Annotated in this window: 13 protein-coding genes and 1 other annotated feature; all 13 genes read right to left on the minus strand. The window is 30.3% G+C overall.

Annotated elements, in window-relative coordinates; translation table 11 throughout:
* Window positions 1-149: 149 nt before the first annotated feature.
* The 13 genes from trpA to TEGL_RS16035 all read right to left on the minus strand — a co-directional run bounded on the left by trpA (window position 150) and on the right by TEGL_RS16035 (window position 14,966).
* Complete coding sequence (trpA, locus tag TEGL_RS15975) at window positions 150-920, minus strand: tryptophan synthase subunit alpha (RefSeq protein WP_018591468.1); 771 nt, start codon at window positions 918-920, stop codon at window positions 150-152.
* Window positions 913-2,097, minus strand: coding sequence for a tryptophan synthase subunit beta (gene trpB / locus TEGL_RS15980; protein WP_018591469.1), 1,185 nt, complete (start codon window positions 2,095-2,097; stop codon window positions 913-915). Before trpB ends, trpA begins: the two co-directional genes overlap by 8 nt.
* Window positions 2,090-2,689 (minus strand): phosphoribosylanthranilate isomerase, encoded by a 600-nt coding sequence (locus TEGL_RS15985; RefSeq protein WP_018591470.1) that lies wholly within the window; start codon window positions 2,687-2,689, stop codon window positions 2,090-2,092. Before TEGL_RS15985 ends, trpB begins: the two co-directional genes overlap by 8 nt.
* Window positions 2,682-3,470 (minus strand): indole-3-glycerol phosphate synthase TrpC, encoded by a 789-nt coding sequence (gene trpC, locus TEGL_RS15990; RefSeq protein ID WP_018591471.1) that lies wholly within the window; start codon window positions 3,468-3,470, stop codon window positions 2,682-2,684. Before trpC ends, TEGL_RS15985 begins: the two co-directional genes overlap by 8 nt.
* A complete protein-coding gene (gene trpD / locus TEGL_RS15995; protein WP_018591472.1) occupies window positions 3,457-4,488 on the minus strand; it encodes an anthranilate phosphoribosyltransferase in 1,032 nt (343 codons plus the stop codon). The genes trpC and trpD overlap by 14 nt, the downstream gene beginning before the upstream one ends.
* Window positions 4,481-5,080, minus strand: a complete 600-nt coding sequence (locus TEGL_RS16000) for an anthranilate synthase component II (protein WP_018591473.1) — start codon at window positions 5,078-5,080, stop codon at window positions 4,481-4,483. Before TEGL_RS16000 ends, trpD begins: the two co-directional genes overlap by 8 nt.
* A gap of 12 nt (window positions 5,081-5,092) precedes the next feature.
* Complete coding sequence (gene trpE, locus TEGL_RS16005) at window positions 5,093-6,535, minus strand: anthranilate synthase component I (RefSeq protein WP_033316532.1); 1,443 nt, start codon at window positions 6,533-6,535, stop codon at window positions 5,093-5,095.
* 139 nt (window positions 6,536-6,674) lie between these two features.
* Window positions 6,675-6,946 (minus strand) — a binding site (T-box leader).
* Between the two features lie 179 nt (window positions 6,947-7,125).
* Window positions 7,126-8,286 carry a molecular chaperone DnaJ gene (gene dnaJ / locus TEGL_RS16010; RefSeq protein ID WP_018591475.1) on the minus strand — a complete coding sequence of 387 codons (1,161 nt, stop codon included), beginning with the start codon at window positions 8,284-8,286 and terminating at the stop codon, window positions 7,126-7,128.
* A 132-nt stretch (window positions 8,287-8,418) separates the two neighbouring features.
* Window positions 8,419-10,248 carry a molecular chaperone DnaK gene (gene dnaK / locus TEGL_RS16015; RefSeq protein ID WP_018591476.1) on the minus strand — a complete coding sequence of 610 codons (1,830 nt, stop codon included), beginning with the start codon at window positions 10,246-10,248 and terminating at the stop codon, window positions 8,419-8,421.
* Window positions 10,249-10,305: 57 nt separating this feature from the next.
* A complete protein-coding gene (gene grpE, locus TEGL_RS16020; protein ID WP_018591477.1) occupies window positions 10,306-10,905 on the minus strand; it encodes a nucleotide exchange factor GrpE in 600 nt (199 codons plus the stop codon).
* A gap of 17 nt (window positions 10,906-10,922) precedes the next feature.
* On the minus strand, window positions 10,923-11,954 hold the full coding sequence (gene hrcA / locus TEGL_RS16025) for a heat-inducible transcriptional repressor HrcA (RefSeq protein WP_018591478.1): 1,032 nt from the start codon (window positions 11,952-11,954) through the stop codon (window positions 10,923-10,925).
* A gap of 115 nt (window positions 11,955-12,069) precedes the next feature.
* On the minus strand, window positions 12,070-13,194 hold the full coding sequence (hemW, locus tag TEGL_RS16030) for a radical SAM family heme chaperone HemW (protein WP_018591479.1): 1,125 nt from the start codon (window positions 13,192-13,194) through the stop codon (window positions 12,070-12,072).
* A 146-nt stretch (window positions 13,195-13,340) separates the two neighbouring features.
* Complete coding sequence (locus TEGL_RS16035) at window positions 13,341-14,966, minus strand: gamma-glutamyltransferase (RefSeq protein WP_018591480.1); 1,626 nt, start codon at window positions 14,964-14,966, stop codon at window positions 13,341-13,343.
* Between the last annotated feature and the right edge of the window lie 78 nt (window positions 14,967-15,044).

Below are 15,044 nucleotides of genomic sequence, written 5' to 3' on the forward strand. Positions count from 1 at the left end.
ATAATTCTTTAATCTATTTTTTCATAAAGTATACATAAAATACAGAACATCATGTCTAAGTACAACTCAATTTAATAGAAGATATTAAATACAGCAAAAATATTCTAATAAATAATATTAGAATATTTTAATATTTATATATTTTTATTCTAAACTAAAACCTCTTTCATTTCTTTCACATATTTATATACATGTTCTCCTGCATTTGCGCCATAATTTTCAATAATTTTGACTATTGCACTTCCAACTATTACACCATCAGCTTGTTTAGAAATTTCTCTACATTGTTTTGGAGTATTGATTCCAAATCCAACTGCACAAGGTGTAGATGTAACTTTTCTTACCATATCTACCGTATTAGATATATCGGTTTTTATATTATTTCTTACACCGGTTACACCCATAGAAGATACTATATAAACAAATCCCCTAGATTCTTTTGCAATAGAATATATACGTTCTTTAGATGTTGGTGAAATTAGAGAAATTATATCCACATTATTTTTTAAAGCTATTTTATTAATTTCACCTTTTTCCTCAAACGGCAAGTCAGGTATTATAATACCATCCACTCCTATTTCATTGCATTTATTAAAAAATTTATCATATCCATAATTATAAACTGGATTTAAATAAGTTAAAAACACTAACGGTACAGAAATTTCTTTTCTTATTTCTTCTACCATTTTAAATATTTTTTCTATTGTGGTTCCAGATGATAAAGCTCTAATATTAGCACCTTGTATAACTATTCCCTCTGCTATAGGGTCTGAAAAAGGTATGCCTATTTCAATTAAATCAGCTCCTCCCCTTATCATTTCTCTTATATACTCTTTTGTTTTATCTAAACTAGGGTCTCCTGCTGTTATAAATCCAATAAATGCTTTTCCATTGCTAAATGCATTTTTTATTTTACTCATATATTTCTTCCCCCTTATATCTTGCAATTTGTGCTACGTCTTTATCTCCACGTCCAGAAAGACAAACAATCACAATCTCATCCTTACTCATTTTAGGTGCTATTTCCTTTACATAAGCTATTGCATGTGCGCTCTCAATTGCACATATTATTCCCTCTATTTTTGCTAGATATTGAAATGCTTCCACAGCTTCTTCATCTGTTACTGGCAAATATACTGCCCTTTTTGTGTCATGTAAATGTGCATGCTCAGGCCCAATCCCAGGATAATCTAATCCTGCTGAAATTGAGTACACAGGTGCAATCTGCCCATCCTCATCTTGACAAAAATATGATTTCATACCATGAAATACTCCTAATGAACCTTTTGAAATAGTAGCTGCATTTTTGTCAGTATTTATTCCAAGTCCAGCTGCTTCACACCCAATTAATTTTACATCTTTATCATTTATAAAGTTATAAAACATCCCCATTGAATTACTTCCACCGCCAACACAAGCTACAACAGCTGAAGGTAGCTTATTCTCTTTTTGTAAAATTTGTTTCCTTGCCTCTTTACTTATTACACTTTGAAAGTCTCTTACTATAGTAGGAAATGGATGAGGACCCATTACAGAACCCAGCACATAGTGTGTATCACTTACACGACTTGCCCATTCCCTCATAGTCTCATTTACTGCATCTTTTAATGTCATTGTTCCACTTATTACTTGATTTACTTTTGCTCCTAAAAGCTTCATTCTATATACATTTAATGCTTGCCTTTGTGTATCTTCCTTCCCCATAAATATTTCACATTTCATATTTAATAAAGCTGCTGCTGTTGCTGTAGCTACACCATGTTGACCAGCTCCAGTCTCAGCTATCACTCTAGTTTTGCCCATTTTTTTAGCTAAAAGCACCTGACCTAATACATTATTAATTTTATGAGATCCAGTGTGATTTAAATCTTCTCTTTTTAAATAGATCTTAGCTCCTCCTAAGTCTTCCGTCATATTTTTAGCAAAGTATAACATTGATGGTCGCCCTGCATATTTGTTTAATAGTTCTGATAATTCTTCCAAAAACTCCGGATCTTTTGAATAATATTCATAGCTCTTTTCCAATTGAATAATCTCATTCATTAATATTTCTGGTATATATTGACCTCCGTGAATTCCAAATCTTCCTTTAGACATTTCTTATCTCCCTTACTATTTTCAAAATTTTTTCTCTATCTTTCTCCCCATTACTTTCTACTCCGCTACTAATATCTACTGCATAAGGATTTACTTCTCGTAATGCTTTATTTAAATTGGTTTTATCAACACCTCCTGCTAAAAAAAATCTTTTTTCTAACTTTGGAATTAAGCTCCAATCAAAGCTTTTTCCTGTTCCTCCTTTTCCTTGATCTAATAACAAGTAATCAGCTACTGTGTGTCTAGATTTTATAATATCTTGTGTTGACTTAACTTGAACCGCTTTTATTATTGGACAAAATATTTTAGATTTCAATTTATTAACATATTCTTCACTTTCTCCACCATGTAGTTGAACTATATCAATTGCCTTATTTTCCAAAAGATTTACTATATAATCTATATCTTCATTTACAAATACACCTACTACTTCTATTTCTTTATTTAAATATTTTCTATATTCCATAGCTTGATGTAATGTTACTTGACGTTTGCTATTTGCAAATACAAATCCTATATAATCTGGCTTTGCTTCATTTACATATTCTATATCTTTCATTCTAAATAATCCGCAAATTTTAATTTTAGTCATCACAGCCACCTCTTAGTAATAACAAGTCTTCCTTCTTATTATTACTTCTCATAAAAGTTTCTCCTATTAATACTGCATTCACATTTTTTTTATATAGTAGTTTAATATCTTCAGGTGTTTTTATTCCACTTTCAGCTACAAATATTTTGTCCTTTGGAACCAATTCTCTCAATTTTATACTATTATTAATGTCCACTTGAAAATTTTTTAGATTTCTATTATTTACTCCTATAATCTTTGCATCTGCCAGCAATGCCATTTCAATTTCTTTCTCAGTATGTGATTCTACTAAAACCGACATACCTAATTCTTCTGCTCTTTTAATATTTTCTCTAAGACTTTCATCATTCATTAAAGAAGAAATTAGTAATATAGCTGATGACCCTAGTATTTTTGATTCATAGATTTGATAAGTATCTACTATAAAATCTTTTCTTATAGCTGGTATATCAACACTCTTAGCTATTTCTTCTAAATGCTTATCACATCCTAAAAAGTACCGAGGTTCCGTTAATACCGATATGGCGCTAGCTCCTATTTCATCGTATTCCTTCGCGATATTTAAATAATTAAATTCTTCAACTATTATTCCCTTAGATGGAGATGCTTTTTTTACTTCACATATAAATGACATCCCTCTACTTTTTAAAGATTTCTCAAAAGGAAAATCATAGGTTATTTCAAAATTTTCAACTTGTTTTTTGATTTTTTCAATTGGCTTAATGCTCTTTTTTATCTCTACTCTTTTTTTTGTATCTGCAACTATTTTATCTAATATCATATTCTTCACCCAAATTATTAGATAGCATAATAAAAGTATCTAGCTGATTTTTTGCTTTTTTAGTATCTATAATCCTCTCTGCCTGTGATATACCCTCTTGTAAATTTTCTGCCTTGCCTGCAACATATAGGGCTGCTGCTGAATTCAAAACTACGGCATCTCTTTTAGGTCCCTTTTCTCCATTCAATATCTGTATCGCTATCTTTGCATTGTCTTCGGGTGTACAACCTACTAGGTCTTTTTTATTACATCTATTCATTCCCAATCCTTCTGGTGTAATTGTATAGGAATTTAATTTTCCATCATTTACTTCACACACCTTTGTTGGAGAACTTAAAGAAATTTCATCTAGTCCATCTAATCCAAATACTACCATGGCCCTTTTAACTTCTAAATTGCTTAAAACCTTGGCCAAAGGTTCTACCAAACTTTCATCATACACACCCATAAGTTGCATATTAGCACTGGCTGGATTTGATAAAGGTCCTAATATATTAAATACCGTTCTAATTTCTAACTCTTTCCTTATAGGGGCTACAAGCTTCATAGCATTGTGGTAATTTTGTGCAAACAGAAAACATATTTTTATGTTTTTTAAAATTTCTACACTTTGTTCTACAGGAATGTTTATATTAACTCCAAGTGCTTCTAATACATCTGCAGATCCACATTTACTAGTAGCCGCTCTATTTCCATGCTTAGCTACAGGCACACCTGCTGCAGATACTACTATGGATGAGATTGTTGATATATTAAATGAATTTGATTTGTCTCCTCCTGTACCCACAATTTCCATCAAATCTCCTTTATAAACTAATTTTGTACAATGTTTTCTCATTATACATGCTGATGCAGTAATCTCATCTATAGTTTCTCCTTTTAAACTCATCGCTGTAAGAAAAGAACTTATCTGTACTGGAGTAGCATTACCACTCATAATTTCATCCATAACTATTTCTGTCATTTTTCTAGAAAGATTTTCTTTATTTGATAGTTTGTAAATAGCTTCCTTAATCATAATTAATCACCTCTATAAAGTTTTCTATTATTTTTCTACCTTTTGGTGTTAAAATGGATTCTGGATGAAATTGAAGACCATATACTGGATAATTTTTATGTTCTATTGCCATTATTTCTCCATTCTCTGTAGATGCTGTTATGACTAATTCTCTTGGTAGTTTGGATGCCAATCCAACTAATGAATGATATCTTCCTACACTGATTTTCTGATTTAATCCTTTAAATAGGATTCTTTTATTATCTAAATTAATTATTGATTGCTTTCCATGCATTAGTTTGTCTGCATAAGATACAACCCCTTCAAAAGCCTCAAATATTGCTTGGTGACCCAAACATATTCCTAATAAAGGTTTTTTATTATAAAAGTGTCTAACTAATTTTATACATATTCCTGCTTCTGATGGTTTGCCTGGACCTGGTGAGATTACTATAGCATCTGGATTTAATTTTTCTATTTCATTTATAGTTAATTCATCGTTTCTAATTAACTTTATATCTTGTTTTACTGATTTATTATCTTGAATTACACTTCCTATTAACTGATACAAATTATAAGAAAAACTATCGTAATTATCTATCAATAAAATCATTTTTCCACCCCTCTATATATTTTGAATTGCATTTATTAACGCTTTGGACTTATTAATACATTCTTCATATTCTTTATCTGGTTGGCTATCAGCCACAATTCCTGCACCTGAGTTAACAAATACTTTATCCTCCTTTTTATAAGCTAAACGTATAGCTATACAAGTATCTACATTTCCATTGAAGTCTAAGTATCCAATAGCACCACCATATATACCTCTTTTATTATTTTCTAACTCACATATTATTTCACAGGCTCTTATCTTAGGTGCTCCAGATAGCGTACCAGCTGGTAGTATTGCATCTACTGTATCAACAGCAACTTTATCTGATTTTATTTTTGAGGTTACAGTTGAGCCAATATGCATTACATGGGAAAATTTTTCAATATTCATATATTGATCGACTACTACACTTCCAAATTCGCTTATTTTACCCAAATCATTTCTAGCCAAATCCACAAGCATGTTGTGTTCAGCTAATTCCTTTGCATCACTTAATAAATCTAGCTCTAACATTTTATCCTCATACTCATTTTTCCCTCTTCTTCTCGTTCCTGCCAATGGATAGGTGTACAGTACTTTATCTTCCAACCTTACAAGTGTCTCCGGCGACGCTCCTATAATTTCTAGATCATTACTGTAAATATAAAACATATATGGTGATGGATTCGTTGTTCTTAATTTCATATATACATCTAGTAAGCTACCTTGAATTTTTGCTTCAAATCTATTTGACAGCACCACTTGAAATATATCGCCTTCTCGTATATGTTCCTTAGCTTTATTCACCATGTGACAGTATTCATCTTTTTCAAATAGTGGTTTTATTTCTGATTTTAATGTTGCTTTTTCTATCACCTGTTGTTTCCCATTATCAATTAAACTTGATATTTTTTCTAACTCCATAATTGCATTATTGTATTCAGTTTCAATTTCATTAGTTTTAGCATTAGCTATTAGTATGATTTTATTAAATGAGTGATCAAAGGCAATTACCTTATCAAATAACATCAAATCAACGTCTTTAAAATCCTCCTCATCATAGTTATATAGATTTAAAGTTGGCTCACTATATTTAATATAGTCATAAGAAAAATATCCCATTAAACCACCTGTAAATGGTGGTAGATAATCAAACCTAATGCTTCTGTTCTCATCAATCAGCTTTTGAATATAATTACCTGGCTTTTCTGTTTTAATTGATATTTCCGTACCTGAAGTCACGTTAATGTCATTATTATTGCAAACTAGCCTTAGTACGGGGTCAAACCCTAAAAAAGTAAACCTACCACTTTTTCTATCATTTTTATTACTCTCAAACATATAACAATATTTACTTACATTTTTTAATACTTTCAATACATCTATAGGGTCATTATCTTTAAGCTCCTTTTCAAAACTAATTGGTATTCGCTTATAGTCACTCTCCCTAGCAATTTTTTTAGCTTCCTCCATGTTAGGCCTATACACTACAATCCCCCCCTTATTTTTGCTTAGCATAATATGCTAAATCAATTATCTTTACTAGTCATCTGCATGTGACAAGGTATTATTGGTTTTAAACATCAAAAAACTCGCCCTCGACAAAAATTTTGTCAAGGACGAGTTTATATACATACCCGTGGTACCACCTTGTTTCGTGATATAAATAAGCACAACAGTGCATAAAAATCACCTCTTAGCAGAATACTAACATATTCCCGGCAACTAACGTATGCCAACACGTTACAGAATACTCAGTAGCAACACTACCTTTCACTGTACCCTCGGCGGTCCATTTAATAAACTGCGTTCTATTCGGCTCTCAGCTACCCGAATTCTCTGTAAAGTGCACGATTATTTTTATCTCCGCTTCAACGGTTTATTCAAATATCATTTTTTATAAATTGTATTCATTAAATTTCTATTTGTCAATCTTTTTTTATTTTTTTATATCTTCGAGTATCTATGGATATTGTCTTATAATAATAAAATCATAAATAAAAAAAGTAAAAATCAACATTAACACATAAAATTAATGAAAATTTTTACTTTTACTATTTTAATTATTTTTTCTTAAAACCTCTAAGCCAACTATCAATTTTATCTCCTAAGCTTTTTTGCCTTTCATGCACCTCTTCGCCACACTCTTTAGCAAATTGTCTTACTAGTTCTTTTTGTTTATCATTAAGTTTTCTAGGTATCTCAACCGTTACTTTAACATATTGATCTCCTCTAACATTAGATCTTAATTTTGGTATACCTTTACCTTTTAATCTAAATACTGTTCCTGTTTGAGTGCCCTCTGGAACTTGGTATTGTACTTTTCCATCTAATGTTGGAACTTGTATTTCATCTCCAAGAGTAGCTTGTGCAAATGTTATAGGCATTTCTAAATAAACATCATATCCTTCTCTTGTGAATAATTGATGAGCATTTACACTTACTTCAATGTATAAATCTCCTCTTGGTCCGCCTCTAGTTCCAAGTTCACCTTGACCAGAAAGTTTAATCATTTGGCCTTCATCTATACCTGCTGGCACATCAACTTCTATAGTCTTAGTTTTTCTTATACTTCCTTTTCCATGGCATTTACTACATGGAGAATCGATAACTTCTCCTTCACCGTTACATGTAGAACATGTTCTCGTGCTTGCTATATTACCGAAAGGAGTTCTTTGAACTGATTGTACTTGACCGCTACCATTACAAGTAGGACAAGTTTTCTTTGAAGTTCCTGGTTTTGCGCCACTTCCATGACATTCATCGCATTCTTCACTTCTATTAATTTTAACTTGAACTTTTTTACCAAAAGCAGCATCCTCGAAAGATATATTTATTCTTTGTCTTATATCAGCTCCACGTTCAGGCCCTCTTCTTCTTTGTCTTCCACCACCGAAGCCTCCGCCAAACATATCGCCAAATATATCTCCAAATATATCATCAAATCCACCAAATCCTTGACCGCCGAAACCTCCGTCACCACCAAATCCTTGGCCATTTACACCTTCATGACCAAATTGATCATAATTTTTCCTCTTAGTTTCATCTGATAATACTTCATAAGCTTCATTTATCTCTTTAAATTTTTCTTCCGCTTCTTTGTCACCTGGGTTTTTATCTGGATGATATTTCATTGCTAATTTTCTATAAGCCTTCTTTATCTCCGTTGCATCCGCACTTTTGCCCACGCCTAAGACATCATAGTAGTCTCTTTTAGTACTCAAGTTTTGTCACCACCTTTATATTACAAAACAATAGCTTGTAGAATATTAAACTACAAGCTATTATTAATTGTTTTAAACAGATTAATATCCTTAATTTATTATACACAATCTGTATGTTTTTGCAATTAAATCTTATACTTCTTTAAAGTCTGCATCTACTACATCATCATTTGATTGATTTTCTTGTGTTTGTTCTCCACCTTGAGCTGCTTGTTCAGCTTGAGCTTGTTGATACATTTGCTCAGAAACTTTGTGGAATTTATTCATTACTTCATCTATTGCTGCTTTTATTTCTTCAGCTGTAGAAGCTTCTTTATCTTTTACTTCTTTTAATGAAGCAATAGCAGCTTCTATTGCAGATTTATCATCAGCATTTACTTTATCACCAAGTTCGTTTAAAGTTTTTTCTGTTTGATATATAGTTGAATCAGCTTGGTTAAGAGCTTCTATTCTATCTTTTTTAGCTTTATCAGCTTCAGCATTCATTTCAGCTTCTTTAACTTTTCTTTCTATTTCATCTTCACTTAAATTAGTTCCTGAAGTTATAGTAACTTTTTGTTCTTTTCCAGTTCCTAAATCTTTAGCTGTAACGTGAACTATACCGTTAGCATCTATATCGAAAGTAACTTCTATTTGAGGTATTCCTCTTGGTGCTGGTGGTATTTCAGATAATTGGAATCTACCTAAAGTAGTATTGTCGAAAGACATACTTCTTTCACCTTGAAGAACATGTATATCAACAGCAGTTTGGTTATCTGAAGCAGTTGAGAATACTTGTGATTTTTTAGTTGGTATAGTAGTATTTCTTTCTATTATCTTAGTCATTACGTTACCCATAGTTTCTATTCCTAGAGATAATGGAGTTACGTCTAATAATAATAAGTCATTAACTTCACCAGTTAATACACCAGCTTGTATAGCAGCACCAGCAGCAACACATTCATCTGGGTTTATACCTTTGTGAGGTTCTTTTCCTATGAATTTCTTAACAGCATCTTGAACAGCTGGTATTCTTGTAGATCCACCTACTAATAATACATCGTCTATTTCTGATACAGAAAGTCCAGCATCAGATAAAGCTCTCTTAGTTGGTTCCATAGTTCTTTCTACTAAATCATGAGTTAATTCATCAAATTTAGCTCTTGATAAATCTATATTCATATGCTTTGGTCCACTTGCAGTAGCTGTTATGAATGGTAAGTTTATGTTTGTTGTCATTGTTGAAGATAATTCTTTTTTAGCTTTTTCAGCAGCTTCTTTTAATCTTTGAAGAGCCATATTGTCTTGTCTTAAGTCAACACCTTCAGCTTTTTTAAATTCCTCAGCTAAGTAATCTATTATAACTTTATCAAAGTCATCTCCACCTAATCTGTTGTTACCAGCAGTAGCTAAAACTTCGAAAGTACCATCACCTATTTCAAGTATAGATACGTCGAAAGTACCTCCACCTAAATCGAATACTAATATTTTCTTATCTTGATCTAATTTATCCATACCGTATGCAAGAGCTGCTGCAGTTGGTTCGTTTATTATTCTCTTAACTTCTAATCCTGCTATTCTACCTGCATCTTTAGTTGCTTGTCTTTGAGCATCTGTAAAGTAAGCTGGAACTGTTATAACAGCTTCTTTAACTGGTTGACCTAAGTAACTTTCAGCATCAGCTTTTAATTTTTGAAGTGTTATAGCTGATATTTCTTGTGGTGTATATGATTTTCCTTCTATATTAACCTTGTAATCTGTACCCATATGAGTTTTTATAGATATTACTGTATTATCAGCATTTGTCACTGCTTGTCTTTTTGCAGGTTCTCCTACTATTCTTTCTCCATCTTTTGTAAAAGCAACTACAGATGGAGTAGTTCTCATACCTTCGCTATTTGCTATTATTTGTGGTTCTCCATTTTCTAAAACAGCAACACATGAGTTTGTTGTTCCTAAATCTATTCCTATTACTTTTGACATAATTCATTTCCTCCTTAATTCTTCATCTATTTAAATTTTAATAATTTGTTATTTTAATTAACAAGAAACTTTAACCATTGTAGGTCTTATTATTTTTGTATTTAACTTATAACCTTTTTGTAGTACCATCACAACTTTGTTTGGTTCTACTCCTTCTACACTTTCTTGCATTACAGCTAAATGTAAATTTGGGTCAAAATCTTCATTTAATGCATTAATTTCTTCAACCTCAAATTTTTGTAAACAGTCTATTAACTGTTTATGTACAAGTTCAATACCTTTGTACATGTCATCTTCTTTATCTGCACAAGCATCCATAGCTCTTTCCATGCTATCAATAACAGGTATTAATTCTGTAATTATTTTTTCATTGGCAAATATACCTATAGTTTGCTTTTCTTCTTGAGTTCTTCTCATATAATTAGAATATTCAGCTTGAAGTCTTTTATATTTGTCTTCTTTTTCTTCTACTTGTTTTTCAAGTTCTTCTATTTTGTCATTTATTTTTTTTTCTTCTAACTTAGAGTTTATATCTGTTACATTCTCTTCACACGTAGTTTCTGCTTCTACATTTTCTTCAGATGTTTGCGCTACTTCCTCTTCATTAGAAGTGCAATTTTCTTGTATTTTTTCATCCTGATTCATGTTATTTTCCAAGATTTACACCCCTCAGCTTAAAATTTATTTGATTTATTATTTAATAATATATTCATATAATTTATTATAGAATATATTCTAGAATAATCCATTCTTGTTGGTCCTATAAAACTTATACGCCCAATCAAATCATTATCTACTTTATAGGTGGCTGTTACAACGCTACATTCTTGAGCTTGTTCACAATCATTATCACTACCAATAATAATTGTAGCATTATCTTTTAATATACCCTTTGACTTAACAATTTTTGCAATTGTTTCTTTTGTCCCTAACATATCTAAAAAGGACCTAGCCTTTAATACATCATTAAATTCTGGATAATTAAAAATATTAGTGGCTCCATTTAAAGTCATTGAAAGCTCTTCTTCAGTAGGATTTGTATTTAACAGATTAACTAATTGGTCTATTATAGATGAATATTCTCCAATTTCATATTTTATATATGCTATTAATCTATCATCTATTTCTGTTATAGTTTTGCCAGAAAGCTTTCTAGTTAAGTTATCAGAAATCAAATTCAACTTAGCTTGATCTAAATCAATTTTAGCACTTAAGCTGGATTTTTTTATATCGCCTTTTTCTGTAACTACTATTAATAAAATTTCACTTTCATGCATTCTGACCAATTGAATATGTTTAATTTCACTTAAAGTAGCCAAATGTTTTGTCATTGCAACTGTAGTATAATTAGTAAGTTGAGATAACATTTTTGATGTTTCATGTATTAGGTCTTGAATATGATTCATATTACCATCTACACATCTTTCAATTATCTCTTTATCACTATCACTAAGTTCTATAGTGTTCATAAGAGAATTTACGTATAGCTTATAGCCCTTTTCTGTTGGAACTCTTCCTGCAGATGTATAAGGTTGAACTAAGTATCCTAGTTCTTCTAAGTCGGCCATTTCATTTCTAATAGTTGCTGCACTAACACCAAGGTTATATTTTTTTGATATTGTTCTAGACCCTACAGCTTCAGCTGTTTCTATATAATCTTTAACTATTGCTTTGAGGATATTCATTTTTCTTTCATTCAATTCCATTTTCAAATACCTCCTTCGCTGTTAGCACTCACTAAATTTGAGTGCTAAAAAGATTATATATATTATATACCACGTTAATTTTTCATTGTCAATAGGTTTTAAATAATTTGTTTTCTTATTTTATAAATTCAACAAAAACACTGTTAGATATTTCTCTACCTTTTTGAGTCAATATCATACCTTCATCGCTAATTTTAATTAATTTCATTTTTTTCAACTTATTAATTTCTTTTTCATATACTTCTTCAAAATGAATATTATATTTTTTATAAAAATCTTTAAATTTTATGCCTTCATTCATTCTTAAACCTAAAAATATACTTTCCTCTATTTTATCTTTAATACTTAATTTTTCTTCCCACTCTATGGGTTTTTTACCAGCATTTATTGTATTTTCATATTTATTTAGCTCACACAAATTATTATATCTTGTTTCATTTAAAAAACCCGATGCTGAGGCACCTAATCCAATGTAATTTTGACACTTCCAATATAAAATATTGTGCTTACATTCAAATCCTTTTTTTGAATAATTGGATATTTCATATTGATTATACCCATGTGATTTCAAATAATTTATCGTATATTCATACATTTCAATATCTGTATCTTCATCTAACAACTTAAATTCTTTTCTTTCATACATTTTAAATAATTCTGTACCTTCTTCTAGAATTAAAGAATATGCAGAAATATGAGTAGGATTCAATTTTACAATTTTTTCTAGGGATTCTATCCAATCCTTTTTGCTTTGATTCGGAAGAGCGTACATAAGATCAATATTTATATTTTCAAAGCCAACTTCTTTAGCTTGATAGTAATTTTCTTCAAATTCTTCATATGTATGTATTCTTCCTATATATTCTAAGTGGTTATTTTGCACTGCTTGTAAACCAATACTTAATCTAGTTACACCACATTCTTTCATTGTTTTTAATTTATTTAAAGTTAGTGTACCAGGATTACATTCCATGGTTATTTCTGCATTATTTTTTATACTAAAATTATTTTTTACATTATCAAACAAAAACTTAATTTCACCTTGATTTAATATACTAGGTGTTCCTCCTCCAATAAATATTGTATCTATTTCTCTTACTTCTTCTTTATAAAATTTCATTTCTTTTTGTAAAGCACTTAAATATTTTCTTTTTTCATCCAAGTTTAATTTATATGAATTAAAATCACAATATTTACACTTTGATATACAAAAAGGAATGTGTATGTATAAACCTAACATATGTTTTCTCCTTATATAATTTTTCTAGCTACTATATTATTACCCACTCATATCTTTGATTATTTTATATTTTGTTATTTGTGTGCACAAAAATATCCTACATGACAGATTTTAAAGTCTATCATATAGGATATATACATTTAAATTTATTTATTACTTATAGATACTTTTCCTGGTCTTCGTATATCAGAAGCTCCTATATATTTACCATTTTCTATTCCTGCAGCTTGAACAGCTCCGAAATATAAGTTATCTGTAGATTTAATTACAGGATATTTAGTAGTACTAATATCTATGATAGATTCCCTGTTTTCATTATCTTCTGCTAATATTGTTCCTTTTGAATAGAAAGTAACTCTATTTTTATTTATTGATTCTTGTAAGTCTTTTTCAAAGTATAATTTGTCGACTAAAACAGGAACTAAAACTTTAACTATTCTATTTCCTCCAGGAGTCCCAATAGCTAATGTAAAGTTATCACCTTTCTTAACTATAGTAGGAGATGTAAATGTTCTAGGTTTTTTACCTGGTGCATATTTATTAATACCACCCTTACTAAAGTTACTCATTGTTCCATTTAGATAGAATCCGTCCACTAGCGTTTCTGAACCAAAGAAATGACCTAGTGTATTTGTAGATGAAACTACCATACCATTCTTATCTACAATTGAAAAATGTGTAGTACTTTCAGATTCTTCATCATCTTGATATTTTACATTCCCCATATTAATCAGCGATTTTATATTACTTTCTGAAGTCATTGTTTTATAGTCAATGTTTACAAAATCAGGGTCACCAATTTTTTTCACTCTTTCATATGTTGATAAGTCAGTGGCTGTATTAAGAGTATCTAAATAATCATTAGCATCCTTTAAATCTAAATCTTTATCTTTAGCAAGTTGTTCAATTATTTCCATAGTTTGAATTAATGTTGCCCCAGAGAAAGGTGCTGGTGCAGAAACTACATGGTATCCATTAAACTCTCCAGAAACAGGTTCTACAACATCTACTTTATAACTTTTCATATCATCAACAGTTAAGGCTGATTTTTTAGATACATTAGTAGCTATAACATCTTCATAAAAACCTTTAGCACCATTTGACTTAATGTATTCTAATGTTTCTGCTAAGTCTTTTTGAACTAAGTTCTCACCTTTTTTTATTAACTGTCCATTATTTACATATGCACTATTATTCATAAGTGTTGCTGAATATACATTTATAACTTTCTCTAACTCTTCATCAACTTTAAAACCATTTTTTGCTAAATCTATTGATGGCTGAATTAAGTCTTTAAATTCCATACTTCCATAATCTTGAGATACCTTTTCCATACCAGCCACAAATCCTGGTACTCCAATATTGCTTTTTTTAGTACTCTGAGATAAAGGTGCTACATCTTTATAATCATAGAATTTATATTCATCAGAAGATGGATTGTATATAAGCATACCTCCACCTCCACCAATTCCAGATCCATATGGTTCTACAACTCCTAAAGCATAAGCAACTGCAACCGCAGCGTCTACTGCATTACCACCTTTGGCAAGAATTTCTTCTCCTACTTGTGTAGCCAATTCATTAGATGTACTTATACTATAAGAATATTTAGAGTTAATTTTAGATAAACTATTATTGTTTAATAAATTCTTTTTAATATAGAAACCACCAACTATAGATATTATTAATATAAATACAGCTAATATTTTCAAACTTTTTATTCTTTTCTTTTTAGTTTTCATTTTTTTATTTTTACTATACTTCTTACTCATACATAACTTCCTTTTTCATATGATTTTTTCCCCGTTAACTTAAATTTACTTATAATTGATATTATTAATATCTGTAAT

Origin of the sequence: Terrisporobacter glycolicus ATCC 14880 = DSM 1288 (assembly GCF_036812735.1) — a bacterium.
Lineage (GTDB): Bacteria > Bacillota > Clostridia > Peptostreptococcales > Peptostreptococcaceae > Terrisporobacter > Terrisporobacter glycolicus.

Bases quoted from the DNA above. Each gene is read 5' to 3' on its own strand.
- trpA (WP_018591468.1), bottom strand. From the start codon at position 920: ATGAGTAAAATAAAAAATGCATTTAGCAATGGAAAAGCATTTATTGGA.
- trpB (WP_018591469.1), bottom strand. From the start codon at position 2,097: ATGTCTAAAGGAAGATTTGGAATTCACGGAGGTCAATATATACCAGAA.
- TEGL_RS15985 (WP_018591470.1), bottom strand. From the start codon at position 2,689: ATGACTAAAATTAAAATTTGCGGATTATTTAGAATGAAAGATATAGAA.
- trpC (WP_018591471.1), bottom strand. From the start codon at position 3,470: ATGATATTAGATAAAATAGTTGCAGATACAAAAAAAAGAGTAGAGATA.
- trpD (WP_018591472.1), bottom strand. From the start codon at position 4,488: ATGATTAAGGAAGCTATTTACAAACTATCAAATAAAGAAAATCTTTCT.
- TEGL_RS16000 (WP_018591473.1), bottom strand. From the start codon at position 5,080: ATGATTTTATTGATAGATAATTACGATAGTTTTTCTTATAATTTGTAT.
- trpE (WP_033316532.1), bottom strand. From the start codon at position 6,535: ATGGAGGAAGCTAAAAAAATTGCTAGGGAGAGTGACTATAAGCGAATA.
- dnaK (WP_018591476.1), bottom strand. From the start codon at position 10,248: ATGTCAAAAGTAATAGGAATAGATTTAGGAACAACAAACTCATGTGTT.
- hrcA (WP_018591478.1), bottom strand. From the start codon at position 11,954: ATGGAATTGAATGAAAGAAAAATGAATATCCTCAAAGCAATAGTTAAA.
- hemW (WP_018591479.1), bottom strand. From the start codon at position 13,194: ATGTTAGGTTTATACATACACATTCCTTTTTGTATATCAAAGTGTAAA.
- TEGL_RS16035 (WP_018591480.1), bottom strand. From the start codon at position 14,966: ATGAGTAAGAAGTATAGTAAAAATAAAAAAATGAAAACTAAAAAGAAA.